The sequence below is a fragment of the Nitrosomonas ureae genome, from assembly GCF_900206265.1.
GTDB classification, from domain to species: Bacteria; Pseudomonadota; Gammaproteobacteria; order Burkholderiales; family Nitrosomonadaceae; genus Nitrosomonas; species Nitrosomonas ureae_C.
The window spans coordinates 1,783,245-1,800,748 of sequence record NZ_LT907782.1 but is presented as its reverse complement, the minus strand read 5'-3'; the positions used below and the strand labels follow the sequence as shown (position 1 = coordinate 1,800,748).

Below are 17,504 nucleotides of genomic sequence, written 5' to 3'. Positions count from 1 at the left end.
CCAATAAATTATTCGAATTCTGATCTGGAAATCATTGAATTAACCCTAAGCGCATAGTGCCCGTTCATAGTGCCGTAGCGACAATCCATTACGGGCACCCCATCAACGCATACCGAAATGGATTTTGGGATTTCCAGTGGAATAATATCCCCGGATTGCATGCTTAGAATTTGTTCAAATGTAACTTTCGCACCCCCGAGGTTGGCAACCAATTCCACTTCAGCACCTTGAACCTGCTGCGACAATAACTTAATCCAGCGTTTGTCGACTTCCAAATGATCCCCTTGCAATGCGCTATACAAGGTATCTCGAATCGGTTCGACCATGGAGTAGGGAATACAGACATGCAACCCTCCGCCTTTATTTCCCATATCGATATCAAATGTTACGCAAACCACCACTTCGTTCGGTGTGGCGATCGTAGCAAACTGAGGATTCATTTCAGACCTGACGTATTCGAACTGAATCGGGTAAACGGATTTCCACGATTTTTCATACTCATCAAAAACCACACCTAATAAACGCTGAATAATTCGCTGCTCTGTCTGAGTAAAATCCCTTCCTTCAACGCGCGTGTGATATCTGCCATCACCACCAAATAGATTGTCCACAATCAGAAAAATCAATTCAGGATCAAAAACAAACAGCGCTGTGCCTCGCAAGGGTTTCATATGAACCATATTGAGATTAGTGGGTACAACCAAGTTACGTACAAATTCGCTGAACTTGATTACCTTAACCGGCCCAACCGCGATATCCACAGTGCGTCGCATAAAATTAAATAAGCCGATACGTAGTAATCTTGCAAACCGTTCATTGATAATCTCATAAGTGGGCATTCGCCCCCGGACAATGCGTTCTTGTGTCGCAAGATTATAATTGCGGATACCCCCTTCCTCTGCTTCTTCTTTTACCTCATCGACTTCACCCGTAGTACTTTTGAGAAGTGCGTCAACTTCGTCCTGTGAAAGAAAATCTTCGGCCATGTTCGATTTACTGAATCACAAATGATGTGAATAATACTTCTCGCACGTCTTCTTGCAGATCTTCGGAATCAATGGATTGTCTGATTTCATCAGAAATCTGTTGGCTTAATTGTTGTTTGCCCGCAATGCTTGAAAGATCAGCCGCTTTCTTACTGGAAAGCAACATAAGAATGCGATTGCGAATGAGTGGCATTTGTTTGGCCATTTCTTGCACGACTTCGGTTTCTCTGGCTTTGACAGTTAATCCCACCTGCAAATATTGATTGTTTTCTTCCGGTTGAAGATTGACGGTAAAAATATCGAGATCTATAAAGGTGGTCGGTTTTGCTTTTGATTTGGGTTTTTCAGTTTCGCTTTCACCGTCTCCCGATATTTGCATGAAGTACCAGGCACCTCCTGCACCGGTGCAGATTGCAATGATCGCAATCAGAATAATTATTACCAGACCCTTTTTGCTTTTTTTGCCTTCTGCAGCAGGGGGTGTTTCATTAGATTTTGACATTTGGTTCAACTCCGCTATTTGACGAAATTTATTATCTTCGACGTAACAATAAATCGATATGCCAAATAACAGTGAAATAGTGTCGCTATTTTCGGATACCCAACCTCATTGAAGAGTCATCAGGTATTTAAAGATTCCGGTTTCTGGAAGGAAGCTGATAGTCACATGGGTAGGGAAACAAAATTTTTATCACACAATACAATTGGATTTTGTTTGCGTGATAGACACAGTGCGATTGTCAGACGAATTCCCTGTCTTGGCTGTTTCCAGGCAATCGAATGTGCAATACATGAGGGTTAAATATCTGGAACTCGAATGGTGTGGGTCTAATGAAATATTATGCATAAGTATTGACCATGCCCAGATGCCTTCCAGGCATAGTAACTGTTTCAATATGTTTACCGGTCTCCGCTTCCTGACCAGGTATGTTAGGTGAATTTTTTGCTGATTGATAACTCTGCTGTTGTTTGTTTTCTTGCTGGAATGAATCGGAACCGACCATGACATTGCCCAGTTGGATGCCGTTCTCAGCCATCATCTCTCTCAACTTTGGCAAGGCGTCTTGAATAGCTTCGCGTACCGCTGAATGTGGAGATACAAATTGTGCGGTTGCCTGATCCTGCGTGATGGTCAACATCACTTCGACCGGACCCAAATGCGCTGGATTCAAGTGAATTTCAGCTACCTGATTTTGTTGGGAAGTCAACCAAACTACTTTTTGGGCGAGCTCACTTCCCCATTTTGGCTGATTTATTGGAAGATCAACATGAATATCCTGCGGTGCAGTGTTTACCGTATCAGTACTGCTTAGGCTAAGTGATGGTGATGCAAATGATTGTGATGTGAAGGATTCGTTATGCGTGGAAAATATCGACTCTTCCGCAGCGTTTTGAGTGATTAAGCTCATTTCTGAAGAAAAGGGCAATAAATTGCCGTCAACGGCAGAATTTTCCGCACTTAATGACTGCCAGATATTATTGGACAGCGAAAAAAAATCATTCGCCATTAAGTTATGTTGTGCCAGTTTTTGCTGCAGCATTGGATTCGCAGTTGGAACCATAACATTCAGAGTCTGCTTACCATCCAGGGGAATTAATGAATTCGAAAACATCGTATCTGATACTTGCGGCATATTCGGCAGTGCAGCCTTTGTAGCGTGATCGAATATTGAATCCACTGGAAGTTGTGAATGATTAACGTTGGCTTGATGGGTCGGATTATTCAGCAGAGTATGAATAAAGCTAACCGTATTACTCGCAGTTACCGGTTCGGGTGTGGTTAAGGTAGTATTGTTATCGTTCTTACTCTCTTCAATGGTTGCTGGACTGTCAGAGCGCTCATTCGTGGTGGATGTATCGTTTCTCTCATGTTTTTTTGCTGCATCAGAGATTTCACGCTGCAAGACTTTTCCAAACTCTTCACCGTCGGATTTATTCTTTTCCGATGGATTCGAATTGCTCGTTACTGCAATATTATTTTCAACTGAAGCGTTAATTTGCGGTGCAACCGATAGGTTTAACATAAGTTTCTAGTCTCATACGATTAATAATGCCACCAATCAAACAGCAATATTCATGCCAGTGTGACAAACACTGGATGCGACTAACCATTTTTGGGTGGATATGAATTGCGATAAAAGGAATTTGATGTGAATTCATCCTGTATTTTCTGTTCATTCTTTGCTTGTATTAAATCTTCCGCATTTCTTTTTCGTTGCGATAACGTATCGTAGGATTTTAATTTTTGTTGGCTGGATAGAAACTCATCACCTCCAGCAATCTTTTTGTTTTGGGCAAATAATACGGCCTGACGCTGCTCTGTTATGGCCGCATCGAGTTTGTTCATGAAGGCGATAAAATTGAGCCACTCAATATGATCGAGTCCGGTTCTTGTTGAATCCTGCATATAAGATTGATAACTATGACGATACTGCAGAAGCAGATTTAATTTTTTTTCTGCCTCTTGCTGTTGGGTATTTAGCTTACCCAGTTTTCTTGCTAAAGCATCTGTTTTCTGTTGCGCTAAATCCAGAAGAATCTTTAGCGATGACTTTGTTGACATAAGAAGGCTTTCCTTGAGCGTCGTATTTTCTATCTTTCAATTTCAAATAATTTTGTGAGTTTCACAAGGCTATCGGCAAAATTCTCGTATTGCGACATGGTCTGATGTAAAAATTTTTCAAATGACGGGTAAAGCCTGATAGCCCGATCAAGTTCTGGGTCCGTGCCAGCGACATATGCGCCGACACTGATCAAATCATGATTGCGCTGATAGCGTGCATACAGGCTTTTAAATTGCCGCGCCATATCGATTTGTTTCGGCGGCACCACGCTGGTCATCACACGACTAATCGATGCCTCAATATCGATTGCTGGATAATGTCCTGCTTCCGCCAATCTTCGTGATAAAACAATATGTCCATCAAGAATGGCGCGGGCACTATCCACGATCGGATCGTTCTGATCGTCGCCTTCTGCCAGCACAGTATAAAAGGCCGTAATTGAACCGCCAGCTTGGTTGCCGTTACCGGCGCGTTCCACTAATTGGGGTAATTTAGCAAATACCGAGGGCGGATAGCCCTTAGTGGCGGGAGGTTCGCCGATAGCCAACGATATTTCTCTTTGTGCCATGGCATAACGGGTCAATGAATCCATAATGAGCAATACATGCTTGCCGCTGTCCCGGAAATATTCGGCAATGGCCGTTGCATAAGCAGCGCCTTGTAAGCGTAATAATGGCGATGTATCCGCCGGTGCGGCAACAACCACTGAGCGTGCGAGCCCTTCCTTACCGAGAATATTTTCAATAAATTCCTTAACCTCGCGTCCCCGTTCCCCGATTAAACCGACGACAATCACATCGGCAGTGGTGTAACGCGCCATCATTCCCAGTAATACGCTTTTTCCCACCCCGCTTCCCGCAAATAAACCCATGCGCTGCCCTCTGCCGACAGTAAGCAGCGTGTTAATGGCTCTTACCCCAACATCGAGCGGTTCACTGACAGGAGTGCGTTCCAATGGATTAAAAGGACGACTGTAGAGCGGGACGCTATGCTCCGCATGGGTTGGTCCAAGTCGATCGAGCGGTTCGCCCACACCATTTAGTACACGCCCCAGCAACTCCGGTCCAACGATTACATGCTTTGCACGATCTGCAGCGCGTCTACGTGGATGTTGAAAATTGCCGATGCGCGGAGGCTCGTTGAGAACTTCGGAGGGAAACACTCTGGCTCCGGGTGACAATCCATAAACATCACTTGATGGCATCAAAAATAAACGTTCTCCCGAGAACCCTACCACTTCAGCCGAGACGTTTTGCCCGTTCGCTAAGAAAACGGTACAACTGCTTCCGACCGCCAACCTGAGCCCGACTGCTTCCATGACCAATCCCGTAACCTTGGTTACTGTTCCGCTGAGTAAGAAAGAATTGGCGGGATTAATTACTTGTGTACAATTTTTTAAAAAACTGCTCCATTGTTCATGTCGTGACATTCTAGTCTTCCATTTCAAGCCATTTGTTATCGTGACCAATGGTCGATAGGGCTCTGTGCCAACGAATTTCCATATTGCCGTCGATTTCGCTGCCATCCGCTTCAATACGGCAACTACCCCGCGATAGTTTTTCATCTTCACGGATGCACCAGTTGTCCTGTTCCACCTGCACTTGCAGATGTGCAACGACAAGTTTGGCATCTTCAGGGTGTAAATAAAGGCGTGGATGTTGCATCGAATGCGGCAAGTTACGAATAGCTTCTTGCACGATGGGCAGGATCAATTCAGGTTTTATCTTTAATGCTGTTGTAACTAGCTTTTTTGCAAGTGCAAGCGATAAATCCAGTAAGCTGTCCGCAACCTGCTGATCCATATAGTGAAGATCTTGAGACAACTGTGTGAGTAGTGATTGTATGTGCGCCACTTCAACCTTTACCTCCATTTCCGCTGCTTTTCTACCTTCCGCATATCCGGCTGCGTGGCCTTGTTGAAGTCCCGCTGTATAGCCTGTTTCTTGAGCATGCTGATAGACGGCAGCAATTTCTTCCTCGTTTGGTAGTGCGATCGTTTCGTGTTCAGCATTATCTTCTTCTAAGTGATGATTTTCAGTTTCCTGTGGTTTTTTCAATAAATCAGCATCTTCCAAAGAATCCATTTCCCAGCGTTGATAAGTGTTGAGCTTCTCTTTGGGAACAAAATGATTGATTATCATCGGTAAGCCTTGAGTTTTTGAACTAAATAGTAAGAAGCTATGGTTATTGATAGAGCTGATTTAATAAAAACATTACCGGCTAGATAAAGCCATCATCACCCTTTCCACCCAAAACAATCTGTCCATCGTCCGCCAATTGACGCACAATCTTAAGAATTTCTTTTTGTTCGGCTTCAACTTCGGAAATACGCACCGGACCCTTGCTTTCAAGATCTTCACGAAGAGCTTCAGCAGCGCGTTGTGACATATTTTTGAAAATTTTCTTGCGCAATTCCTCCTGCGCCCCTTTCAACGCGATTATCAAAGATTCCGATTGAACTTCTCTGAGCAGTAGTTGGATGCCATGATCATCAATGTCAATCAGGTTATCGAATACAAACATTTCATCCATGATTTTTTGTGCCAGTTCTTCATCGTACTGCTTGATGTTTTCAATAACGCTGGCTTCATGAGCCGATGGAGCGAAATTGAGAATTTCAGCAGCTGCGCGGACTCCGCCCATAGCCGCTTTGCGGACATTGGCACTGCCCGATAGCAATTTTGTTAATACATCGTTGAGTTCACGCAATGCATCGGGCTGAATACTGTCGAGTGTGGCTATACGCAGTAACGTATCGTTGCGCAAGCGCTCGGTAAACAGACTTAAAATTTCACAGGCCTGATCGCGCTCCAGATGAACGAGGATAGTCGCAATAATTTGCGGATGCTCGTTCTTGATCATCTCAGCTGCGGATACTGCATCCATCCATTTCAGTCCTTCAATACCGCTGGTATCCCCGCCTTGTAGGATTCGATCGATAAGATTGGCTGCTTTTTCGTCACCCAGTGCGCTGGTTAAAACTTTACGAATATAATCTGATGAATTTTGTCCTAAAGTAGTTCTGCCTTCAGCTTCATCACAAAACTCGGATACGATGTTTTCAATTTCTGACCGCGTAATATTCTGAAGTGTGGACATGGTTTCACCCAGTCTTTGCACTTCTTTCGGACCTAATAATTTAATGACCGACGCCGCTTCCTGTTCACCCAAGGTCATCAGCAGAATGGCGCTTTTCTTGAGTCCTTCATCATCCATTTTTAACTATCCAATCCTTTACAACGTTAGCGACTATGGCTGGCTCATCCATGGCCAATTGTTTAGCACGCTTGAGATTCTCATCAAACATCGATTTCTGAATAGCCTGCTGCATCGCAGTTCCATCCGTCTGCCCCGGCAATTGTTCCAGCGTAGTTCCATCAGAGGCAACTTGAGTAGTATTATCAGTCAAAGCCGGGACCGGTGGCGGTGGTGCCAGACTCTTGAGAAATGGCCGCAGAATTTTTAATAGGAAAAATAAGACAACGCCTATGATTAATAGCTGTTTCGCAAAATCCTTTGCCAGCATGATGACATCAGGATCTTTCCAGAATGGGACCTCCAGGATTGTTTCAGTTTCGCCTGTGAATAAACCATTCGTAACTGTGAGCGAATCTCCCCGTCTCTCGTTATAGCCCATCGCTTCTCGTACGAGATTATTAATTTCTTTAATTTCTTCGGTACTTAATGGTTCATATGTAATTGTCCCGTTTTCATCTACTTTCTTGCGGTAATTGACCACTACCGCGGCAGATAGTCGTTTGATATTTCCGGTCGATTGTTGGGTATGTTGAACGGTTTTATCCACTTCATAGTTAATTGTTGATTCTTTCTTCTTGTCGGTGGGTAGCGGCGGAGTGCTATCGGTTTTCTCTTCATCACCCTCGGCTTTATCTCCGGCAGGTTTTTTCCCGCTTGCTTCAATGGGTGCAATCGCAGGTTCGGGCGGACGGTTTGTCAGCGCTCCAGGGATTCCTCCATCGAATTTTGAACCTATAGACATAGATTCGTGGGTTTGCTGACTGCGAATCGAGGCGCGATCCGCCTCTGTGTTATTGGGACGGTATGTTTCTTCCGCACGCTCGATACGGGAAAAATCGACATCGGCCGTCACCTGCGCGCGAACGTTAGTGGCTCCGGTAATGGGGGTTAAAATAGTTTCAATACGCCGGATATAATTTTCTTCAAGTTCCTGTATATAAGCCAATTGCTTGGCATCAAACCGGGAATCTTCTTTTTTGTCATTCTGGGAACTTAGCAAATTCCCATTTTGATCTACGACAGTTACATTCTTTACTGGCAGATTCGGTACGCTGCTGGCCATCAAATGCACGATCGCGCTGACCTGTTCAATGCTCAGTACGCGGCCAGGATATAAATTAAGCAATACAGAAACACTCGGTTGTTGTTTTTCTCTCGAAAAGACGGAGGGTTTCGCAATCGCTAAATGTACGCGCGCACTTTGCACTGCCGACAATGATTGAACCGAACGCGCCAATTCGCCTTCTAATGCACGCTGATAATTGACTTGCTCAAGAAATTGACTGGAGCCGAATTTCTGATTTTCCATTAATTCAAATCCAACCAACCCTCCTTTAGGTAGCCCCTGACCTGCCAGTTTCAGGCGGACTTCATGAACCTGTTTCTCAGGAATCAGAATCGTGCCTCCACCGTCGGAAAATGTGTAAGGTACGTTCATTTGCTGCAATGCGCTGATAATGGCTGCACCATCATGATCTGAGAGATTATTATAAAGAGCGCGGTATTCCGGGGCCTGACTCCACATCAAAGCACCTACTAATAAGGCAATAACTGCGGCTGCAGAAGTAATCAATCCAAGTTTCTTTTGATTAGACAAAGAACTGAGGTGTTCCAGTCTATTGGTTGGAGCGGGGCTTGCTGCATTGGATTCACTAGGTACTGTTGCCACGTACTATTCTCCTACTTATATTTCCAGTTTACATTCTCAATGTGAGTGATATTTTTCAAGAAAATTATTTATCTTATGTTTGCAAGAAACTGTTGTCATCGGGTGCTTATTTAACAAGCAATATGTTTCAGCATTCATGATTCCGTAAAAATATTGTATTTATATCCAGATTACGTAAGTTCTGAATAGATTCTTATTAGTGTGATGATTATCGATAAATTCGTAAAATCTGATCGCTTAAAAAGAATAGGTTTGTCGGCCCTATTCGTATCATTATCAGGGTTGGTAACAATGTTAAGCTACCGGCAATTTCTACTAATGGCTAATCCAAACCCGTGCAAACAAGAAAATCTGCTGATACGCAATCGGTACCATTGGATCCGAAACAACTACAGCTTGCATTTGCTGCATTTAACGAGGCATCGGAGCAATTGTCCGGTGTCTATCAGGAATTGCAGCATCAGGTCACAGCGTTGACCCAGGAGTTGGCGCTAGCGAATGGTGAGTTGCATAAACAACTCATTGCCAAAGAAAACTTGTCTCAGCAATTAAGCCTTCTGTTAAATGCCTTGCCGGGTGGAGTCATCTCTCTTAGTGCGCAAGAACGCATTGAGCAAGTCAATCCTGCAGCAATCCATATACTCGGCTCCCCCTTGCTGGGTATGACATGGCAGCAGGTGCTGCAGAAGCGGTTGACATCAACCGGGCTTGTTAATGAATGGTACGTTAAGTTGCAAGATACATCCGGGCAGCGGCGTATCCGTATCGAGAGCAGCGCGGCCGATTCAGCCGGAAGAAGAATTCTGTTAATCAATGATATTACTGAAGCTTATGCGGTACAGGAGCAAATCAGACGAAATCAACGGTTAACCGCCATGGGAGAAATGGCGGCGAATCTGGCGCATCAATTGCGTACCCCACTTTCAACCGCATTAATCTATGCCAATCATTTGGGAGGCGATGCCTTAACGCCGAGCGAGCGTAAGAAACTTGCTACAAAGACGATTGAACGCTTGCATCATCTGGAGCACTTAACCAAAGATATGCTGCGTTTTGTAAAAGGTGAGACAAACCAACTTGAGACTGTTGTCATTAGTAGCTTAATAGCAGAGTTGCAACAAGTCATCGAGCCACAAATGAAACAACATAATTTGCTATTCACGGTAAATGATTATAGTGCAGACGAATTTCTGGTAACCGATCGCCAAGCCTTGTGCGGCGCAGTGATTAATCTTCTGGAAAATGCAGTTCAGGCATCCCCGGCGGGCAGTCAGATTTCTTTCACAATCCGCTTGGAAAAATCAAATATCGTTTTCAGTGTCCTGGATAACGGGCCAGGTATTGATTCGATGCTGCAGGAAAGGCTGTTTGAGCCTTTCTTCACCACCCGTTCCGAAGGCACTGGCTTGGGTTTGGCCATTGCTAGAAGCGTTATACAGTCTATGGGCGGCAGTATACAGATCAATTCCTCAATTGAGAGGGGGACTGAATTTGTAATACGCCTGCCCAGATGCAATGGAGATTGAAATAATGAAAACATTACCTATTCTAGTCGTAGAAGACGATCAGGATTTATTGGAAGCAATTTGCACTTCCTTGAAATTAAGCGGTTTTGAGACTTCCGCCGCGTGCAATGGAAACGATGCCATGCAAGTGCTGCAAGAGCGCCAGATAGGAATGGTTGTCAGCGATGTTCAAATGAAACCTGTTGATGGATTCACATTGTTAACAAAAATCAAGGCGTTCGATCCGGAATTGCCTGTATTGCTTATGACTGCTTACGCAGATATCGAAAAGGCGGTTGCCGCTATGCGTATCGGTGCTTGCGATTATCTGCTGAAACCTTTTGATCCGGACAGTCTGCTGGCTCAAATAAAACGCCATGCACTATCCGAATCCGAACAGGACGATAAAGTGGTGGCTAAAGATCCGCATACACGATCATTATTGTCACTGGCCAAACGTGTTGCGCAATCACCGGCGACCGTCATGTTGACAGGCGAAAGTGGTTGCGGAAAGGAAGTGATTGCACGTTTTATTCATCAACATTCAGTACGTTCCGCTAAACCCTTTGTAGCGATCAATTGTGCGGCGATTCCGGAGAATCTTCTGGAAGCTACTTTATTTGGATATGAAAAGGGTTCTTTTACAGGTGCGGCACAGGCTCAACCCGGAAAATTCGAGCAAGCGCAAGGCGGTACCCTGTTATTGGATGAAATTTCTGAAATGCCCTTGGAGTTGCAAGCAAAACTATTGCGCGTATTGCAGGAAAGAGAAGTGGAGCGAGTAGGCGGACATAAAGCAATCAAATTGGATATCCGGGTTTTGGCAACCTCCAACCGTGACATGATGGCAATGGTAAAAAATGGACGATTCCGTGAAGACCTGTATTACCGGCTCAATGTGTTTCCTATTGAAATTCCATCGTTGCGCGAACGACCATTAGATATAGAACCCCTAGCGCAGCGTATACTGGCGACGGCGGCAGTCGGCTCAGAAAAACCCTCTTGCAGAATGACTCAGCCAGCAATTAAAAAATTAACCCGATATTCCTGGCCGGGTAATGTCAGGGAGTTGGAGAATGTCATGCAGCGCGCCATGATTCTGGCAATGGATAATAATATCATTGACGTCGAACATATTCATTTGCCGGAAACAGTTTCAGTGCATGAGAAAAATCAAATGACTACAGAATCATCGATTCAGGATATCAAGGCGCTCGAACGAAAGCACATTCTGGAAACACTTGAAGCCGTTAATGGTTCGCGTAAACTGGCCGTTAAAAAGTTAGGTATTTCAGAGCGCACGTTGCGCTATAAGTTACAACAATATCGTATGACAACGTAACACATATCGCCTATAGACAGCTACGTGCAACTTTATATAATATTTGAGCATTTCTGGATTCTGAGCGATAGTTGGAAAAATTGGTACTGAGGTGAATCATGGACAAAAACGGAATTGATAATATTTTGCAGCAGTTGCAAGCGGCTTCAGCACTTGCTTCCGGCACCAAAAAACAACCTGGCATTGATGAAGTAGCCAGTGTTGATTTTAGCGAGAAGCTTAAATCCGCTATTGATCAAGTCAACAAATCGCAGCTGAGTGCGGATAGGTTGAGCGAACAGTTTGTAAGCGACCAATCCAATGTGGATTTGCATGAGGTAATGATTTCGTTGCAAAAAGCCAACGTTTCCTTTCAATCGATGGTTCAAGTCAGAAACAAGCTGGTAACCGCTTACCAGGAAATTATGAATATGCAGGTTTAACCGGGTTCTGCCGGCAGGCGGTACAAATACCGCTTGCGCTATTCTTCCAGCGCCATTTCCAGTTCCAGCCAATTTTCTTCCAATTCCGCTACTTTCTTCTCAAGCTTGACGAGCGTTTCACTTAGCTGATCAATTTCATTCCTGGAACAGTTCACATACGTAGCTGGATCTGCAAGCTGGCGATTAGCTTCGGCCAGTTCTTTTTGTGCAATCGTCAAAGCAGTTTCAAGCCTTGATTGTTTGGACAGCAGGATCTTTTTGTTTGGTTTGGCCGTTGTTTTGACTTGTGTTTTGGGTGTGGTTGATCGTAACTCTTCAGCTTCTCTGGCGCGACGGGCTTCTATCCAACGTTTATAATCTTCCAAATCGCCATCCAGCAATTGCGCCTGACCATCCGCCACCAGCCACAATTCATCCGCTACCGCACGCACCAGGCTGCGATCATGCGAAACCAACACCACAGCCCCGGTATAGGCTTCCAACGCCAGCGTCAGTGCATCGCGCATATCCAGATCCAAATGATTGGTCGGTTCGTCCAGCAACAGGAAATGCGGTTTTTGCCATGCCAGCATTGCCAGCGCCAATCGGCTCTTTTCTCCGCCGGAAAAGGTCGCTACCGGACGATCTTCGTGATCCCCGCCCAGACCAAATCTGCCGAGAAAATTACGCAAATTCAATTCGGTTTGTGCCGGATCAAGTCGTTTCATATGCTGTAGAGGGGTCGATTCACTATCGAGATTTTCCAATTGATGTTGGGCAAAGTAACCTATGCCGATGTTAGGCGCCTGCTCAATAAAGCCTGAAGTCGGCTTGATTTCCCCGGTCATTAATTTTATCAAGGTGGATTTTCCGGCACCGTTCGGTCCCAGTAATGCAATGCGCGCACCTGCTTGCAGCACAAGATTGACATGCTGGAATAGCTGATGATTATCGTAACCAAAGCTCATGTCTTTTATCCGCAGCAAAACATCAGGGCTGCGTTCAGGCGCTTCAATCTGTAGCCCAAAATGACCGTCTTCAATGTGCACCGGTGCAAGACGCGCCAGCCGATCCAAGGCTTTGATCCGGCTTTGTGCCTGTTTGGCTTTGGTGGCCTTGGCGCGAAAGCGCCGCACAAAATCTTCCATATGCGCGATTTGCTTTTGTTGTTGCTGAAATGCTTGGGCATGCTGCGCGAGATGTTCAGCACGCGCGCGCTCGAAATCGTCATAGCTACCGCTGTAGCTATCAATTCTTCGATTGTTGATATGCGCGATGCGCTGCACGCAAGCATTGAGAAACTCACGATCGTGAGAAACAACGATCACACTTCCCGGATAACGTGCCAAATACTGCTCCAACCAAAGAATGGCTTCAAGATCCAAATGATTGGTAGGTTCATCCAGCAACAGCAAGTCAGCGCGATGCATTAAGGCGCGGGCCAGATTCAAACGCATGCGCCAGCCACCGGAAAAATGATTAACCGGTTTTTCCAGAATAGCATTGGCGAATCCCAATCCATTCAATAACTGCGCCGCACGTGATCGTGCGCTATAACCACCGATCGTTTCGTAACGTTGCTGTGCCTCAAACCAGGCTGCATCGTGTTCAACCTGCGCCAGAATTTTCTCCAGTTGACACAGCTCTACATCGCCATCCAACACGAATGCAATAGCCGATTGATCGGAGTCGATGATTTCCTGTTCGACAAAAGCGACCGTTTTCCCGGATTGGAAGCTCACTTCCCCACTATCCGGTTTAAGCACGCCGCGAATCAATCGGAACAAAGTCGATTTGCCACTGCCATTCTTACCGACCAGTCCCACACGCTGATTGGAAAAAATTTGCAGATTGCAATTCTCCAGTAACGGAATGCCACCCTGTAAGTAGGTTAAAGATTGAATGTCTAACACAATGCCTTGATGATAAATTGATTAACTGTATGATATTGATTTGACTGAGAGCTAATGGTAGCAGAGCCCGATACCGGTAAGTATCTTGTAGTTTGGGTTGTAATACTAACTCATTCAACATTCAGAACTTGATGAATGATACTCTCGTTGTGTATGAAATTTTAGAATTCAGATGCCAACATGAGGATGGAATGTATTGAAAGGCAGTCCGGCTGTCAAACACTGTGATGACCGATCAGCAAATGACTTTAAAAGGGTGAGTACAGGATCAGGTTGGTTCAGAAAGATCGTGGATTAGTGCGAGTGCTCCAGATGGTGCTTGGACCGATAAGCCTGAATGCTCAAGAATCTTACCAATTGACAACTTTCCGGATGGCAGTGATGATTCTCAATTTCCTATCACAATACAGTTGTGCCTTCATTTCAATATCGCACACCCATTTAAATGAAGAGAGGGAAGTTGCGAATTGAGAATATTTTTAGTTACATAATAAGGGTTTATTTGTTAATCTCTGCGGGTTTAATTCCCCGCCCCCTTGGGGCGAAAGCTGGTTGAAAACCAGCAGATTGTAGAGCGCAGTTAATACCCCGCTGCTTGCGGCAGGGTGCTTTATTAAGCTTATTCTGTAAGTGAAGTGGTATTTCAAACTGGACAAGTGTAGCGCCGAGATCGATCAGCATACTCGTTCAGTTACTTATTGAAGAATTCGCGTTCGGTGTGAAAAAAATCACAGTCTAACATGTTTGATTCAGGTTTAATCGTTGCGGTAGTCCTGTTTGTGACTACGTAAAGCAACGGAGAAGGGAGTTACGGTGCGGCTTAATTCAGGTTTTGAACACGGTAGCTCAGTCTATGGATAGTAATCGCATAGTCTAGTGTTGCAATGTACTCGCGATGCATTCACGTTTTCAATCCGGCGTGGCTTCAAACTTCAAAAGCTATGCTTTTTCTTCAATATGATTAAGAAGGAGTATCAAATGACATTTCCTACACCCAATAGCGATGAGAATCTTGTAACCTCTGAACCGGATAACCCTCCCGACTTACCAGAGCAAGATCGGACGAATGTACCGTTTATCGGAAACTTCCACAAGACACTGCCTCATAACGAGTATGGTGAAGTCGATGAGGTTGCTTACCGCAAATTTGAGCGTACTTGCATACAAATCGAAGCGGGCATGCCGATCAATTTCGAGGAGGTGCCCAAAGGGCCTGTCAGCAGCCCGGATCAGAGTCCATTCGAGTCCTGTGTAGCCCCCACTCTCAAGAAGTCGGCTGCGAAGTTCACCAGTCCGATGGCAGGTGCATCAACTGAAACGCACGGTCCCGATCCGAAATCGCTCGAGATGTTGCCCGCACCGGGTTGCCGGTCGATCAGTACTGCAGCTGAAATGGTCGAACTCTACTGGATGGCCTTGCTGCGTGATGCACCGCTGCTTGCATTCCAACAACACTGTGATCCACAAATGGACTGCGGGGTGGATATATCCGCACACGATGGCGTTGGATCGGATAAGCTTGGCTATAACGTCAATGCTCGCGTCAGTGCGGCACGTAGCGCCGTAAATACGATGTTCGACTGCGCCATCCGCCATGATACCGATTCCGGTCGTTTGCGTACTACGTTTGATCTTCAATCCGGCAGTGGCGGTGCGGATATACGGCTACAAACGCTTTTCCGTACCGGATTGTTCGGCGAGGACGTCGGCCCACTAGTTAGTCAGTTCTTCATCCGTCCGATCGGATACGGCGTGCAGACGATCGATCAGAAGCAAGTACCCTATATCGCCAAGCGTGACTTTTTGATTACGCACGGAGATTGGTTACTTGCACAAAACACCGGTAAAGATAAATATGGTCGCGACTATGGAATTTGCAATAACTATGCAGACCAGCGCAATTGCCCTGCCAACATGTATTACCCAACAACTGACGGCACTGCAAACGGGCCGGTGATTAAACGCTACATTTCGACCATGCGCGACCTCGCGCGCTTCGTCAATCGTGATGCACTGCACCAAGCCTACTTCAATGCGGCACTGTTTCTAGATGGAGTTAATGCATCTCTTGATGGCGGCAATCCTTATCGCGGGAATCGTTTTTCACGTGAGGGTGGGTTCGCCACCTTGGGGGGGCCGGATTTGTTGACATTGGTTTCTGAGGTTGCCAGTCGTGCGCTTAAGGTCGTCTGGCGTCAGAAATGGATGGTGCACCGCCGCTGCCGCCCTGAAGTGTATGGTGGACTATTGCAAATGCAGCGCAAGGGATATAAGGGAAAGATGCGCGCATACGGTCTGCCGGAAACAGTTCAAGCCTGCAGCAATTTCGACAATGCACTTAACGATACATTGGATGCTGTGGCATCGCACAATGCCGCGCAGAACGGTGGAACCGAAACCCTGTTTCTACCCATGGCGTTTTCAGCCGGCTCGCCAAATCACCCGGCCTACGGCGCGGGACATGCGACTGTCGCCGGTGCCTGTGTCACGGTACTTAAAGCTTGGTTCGACGAGGACGAGAAATTGGCGGATATTTTCGCTCGTGCCAATAATGGCTTTCCTAAAGATCCACCGACAGCCATGTTGAAACTTCTGCAACCGGGTTATCGTAAGGCTGCTGGTATGCTTGAGGATTTCTGCGAGCCTCAGGAGTACTGTGGGCCCGACGCCGACAAGATGACAGTCGGAGGTGAACTCAATAAAATTGCCAGCAACGTTGCCATGGGCCGTTCCATGGGAGGCGTGCACTGGCGCAGCGATAACACCCGCAGCCTGCGTCTAGGTGAGCAGATTGCCATCGAGATCCTGCGCAAGCGCACTATGGAATATGCGGAGCGCCCGGTTTCGTTTACTTTCCGTGCATTTGATCGGTATATGGTGCATATCACTCAAGGACAAGTTCGGATCAACTGAAGCTTGTTTCGTAGATGCCCACAAGGTGCTTCAGCCAACCTGCGATAGCGGGGTGGCTGAACTTAAACGCAGAGAACGGAAAACGCGATCAGTATAGAATAAAGAATATAGATTAATAAGCAGAAATATATCAGACTCATCAATAATATTTTTAATTCTTGATTTTTCTCTAAAAAGAGCCTTCTTAATCATTATTAAATCGTAAGAATTCCGCCCGAACAAGATTTTGCCTGCTTCAGACGCGCCAGAGTCGGCAGCAGATTGAGGTCGGTTTTTGCTTTCAGTTCGTGCGCTTGTTTCTTGAGTTCATTCAGTGCGATCTCGATTTTCTCTCCGGTTGCGGCTAGTGCTATGACGTTGCCGCTATCGCAGGAAGGGAAAGCCAGGGCGCGTTGGTCGAACGAGGTTTTGATGCGTTCCAGGCTGGATTGGTACCCGCGGCTGCGCCCGAGCAAATTCACTGCAAGAATGCCGTTATGGTTCAACCGTGCGCGGCACATGCGGTAAAACGGCAGCCTGTTCAATTCACCGGGGCGCGCATTGGCATCGAAACCATCCACCAGGATCAGGTCGTAAGTCTTGTTATGACTGGCGATATAGTATGATCCGTCTGCAATCACGATATTAAGGCGGGACGGGTCTTCCGGTAGTTTGAAAAATTGCCTGGCTGCGGCGACTACGCGCGGTTCGATCTCAATCACGGTCAGTTCCGCTAGCGGATAGTGGCGATAAATAAATTTGGTCAGTGAGGCTGCGCCAAGGCCGATCAGCAGCACGGTGCGCGGAAAGCGCGCAGCGTCTCGCAGTAACAGGCTGGCCATCATCTCCCGGGTATAGTCGAGTTCCAGACGCCAGGGGCGCGCGATGCGCATTGCACCCTGGATCCAGTCGGAGCCAAAATGCAATGTGCGCACCCCGGCTTGCTCACGGATATCGATGGGAAAACTCATGTG

General features: G+C 46.1%; 14 protein-coding genes. 4 read left to right on the top strand and 10 right to left on the bottom strand.

All coding sequences use genetic code 11. The annotated features are described in order from the left end of the window. Positions 1–8 precede the first annotated feature (8 nt). The 8 genes from fliM to fliF all read right to left on the bottom strand — a co-directional run bounded on the left by fliM (position 9) and on the right by fliF (position 8,477). Positions 9–986, bottom strand: coding sequence for a flagellar motor switch protein FliM (fliM, locus tag CPG39_RS08440; RefSeq protein ID WP_096292891.1), 978 nt, complete (start codon positions 984–986; stop codon positions 9–11). Positions 987–993: 7 nt separating this feature from the next. Next, positions 994–1,488, bottom strand: coding sequence for a flagellar basal body-associated protein FliL (fliL, locus tag CPG39_RS08435; protein ID WP_096292890.1), 495 nt, complete (start codon positions 1,486–1,488; stop codon positions 994–996). Positions 1,489–1,825: 337 nt separating this feature from the next. Further along, entirely contained in the window at positions 1,826–3,010 is a 1,185-nt protein-coding gene (locus CPG39_RS08430; protein WP_096292889.1) for a flagellar hook-length control protein FliK, read from the bottom strand. An 80-nt stretch (positions 3,011–3,090) separates the two neighbouring features. Beyond that, positions 3,091–3,549, bottom strand: a complete 459-nt coding sequence (gene fliJ, locus CPG39_RS08425; RefSeq protein ID WP_096292888.1) for a flagellar export protein FliJ — start codon at positions 3,547–3,549, stop codon at positions 3,091–3,093. 29 nt (positions 3,550–3,578) lie between these two features. Continuing rightward, positions 3,579–4,979: a flagellar protein export ATPase FliI gene (gene fliI / locus CPG39_RS08420; protein ID WP_096292887.1), complete on the bottom strand. Its 1,401-nt coding sequence runs from the start codon at positions 4,977–4,979 to the stop codon at positions 3,579–3,581. Position 4,980: 1 nt separating this feature from the next. Further along, the gene (locus tag CPG39_RS08415) at positions 4,981–5,691 is read right to left on the bottom strand and encodes a flagellar assembly protein FliH (RefSeq protein ID WP_096292886.1); all 711 of its coding nucleotides are present in this window, start codon (positions 5,689–5,691) and stop codon (positions 4,981–4,983) included. Positions 5,692–5,770: 79 nt separating this feature from the next. Continuing rightward, positions 5,771–6,766 carry a flagellar motor switch protein FliG gene (gene fliG / locus CPG39_RS08410; protein ID WP_013646497.1) on the bottom strand — a complete coding sequence of 332 codons (996 nt, stop codon included), beginning with the start codon at positions 6,764–6,766 and terminating at the stop codon, positions 5,771–5,773. Continuing rightward, positions 6,759–8,477: a flagellar basal-body MS-ring/collar protein FliF gene (gene fliF, locus CPG39_RS08405; RefSeq protein ID WP_096292885.1), complete on the bottom strand. Its 1,719-nt coding sequence runs from the start codon at positions 8,475–8,477 to the stop codon at positions 6,759–6,761. Before fliF ends, fliG begins: the two co-directional genes overlap by 8 nt. 335 nt (positions 8,478–8,812) lie before the next feature. Between fliF and CPG39_RS08400 the strand changes: the two genes are divergently transcribed. The 3 genes from CPG39_RS08400 to fliE all read left to right on the top strand — a co-directional run bounded on the left by CPG39_RS08400 (position 8,813) and on the right by fliE (position 11,746). Then, positions 8,813–10,003 carry a sensor histidine kinase gene (locus tag CPG39_RS08400; RefSeq protein WP_096292884.1) on the top strand — a complete coding sequence of 397 codons (1,191 nt, stop codon included), beginning with the start codon at positions 8,813–8,815 and terminating at the stop codon, positions 10,001–10,003. Positions 10,004–10,007: 4 nt separating this feature from the next. Continuing rightward, positions 10,008–11,324, top strand: coding sequence for a sigma-54-dependent transcriptional regulator (locus CPG39_RS08395; protein WP_172424099.1), 1,317 nt, complete (start codon positions 10,008–10,010; stop codon positions 11,322–11,324). Positions 11,325–11,422: 98 nt separating this feature from the next. Further along, positions 11,423–11,746: a flagellar hook-basal body complex protein FliE gene (gene fliE / locus CPG39_RS08390; RefSeq protein ID WP_013646501.1), complete on the top strand. Its 324-nt coding sequence runs from the start codon at positions 11,423–11,425 to the stop codon at positions 11,744–11,746. A gap of 38 nt (positions 11,747–11,784) precedes the next feature. Here the strand turns inward: fliE and CPG39_RS08385 are convergent, their stop codons facing one another. Further along, positions 11,785–13,638, bottom strand: a complete 1,854-nt coding sequence (locus tag CPG39_RS08385; RefSeq protein WP_096292883.1) for an ABC-F family ATP-binding cassette domain-containing protein — start codon at positions 13,636–13,638, stop codon at positions 11,785–11,787. Positions 13,639–14,616: 978 nt separating this feature from the next. Between CPG39_RS08385 and CPG39_RS08375 the strand changes: the two genes are divergently transcribed. Beyond that, positions 14,617–16,551 (top strand): vanadium-dependent haloperoxidase, encoded by a 1,935-nt coding sequence (locus CPG39_RS08375; RefSeq protein ID WP_096292881.1) that lies wholly within the window; start codon positions 14,617–14,619, stop codon positions 16,549–16,551. Positions 16,552–16,745: 194 nt separating this feature from the next. Here the strand turns inward: CPG39_RS08375 and CPG39_RS08370 are convergent, their stop codons facing one another. Beyond that, the gene (locus CPG39_RS08370; RefSeq protein ID WP_096292880.1) at positions 16,746–17,501 is read right to left on the bottom strand and encodes a fused MFS/spermidine synthase; all 756 of its coding nucleotides are present in this window, start codon (positions 17,499–17,501) and stop codon (positions 16,746–16,748) included. Positions 17,502–17,504: the final 3 nt, after the last annotated feature.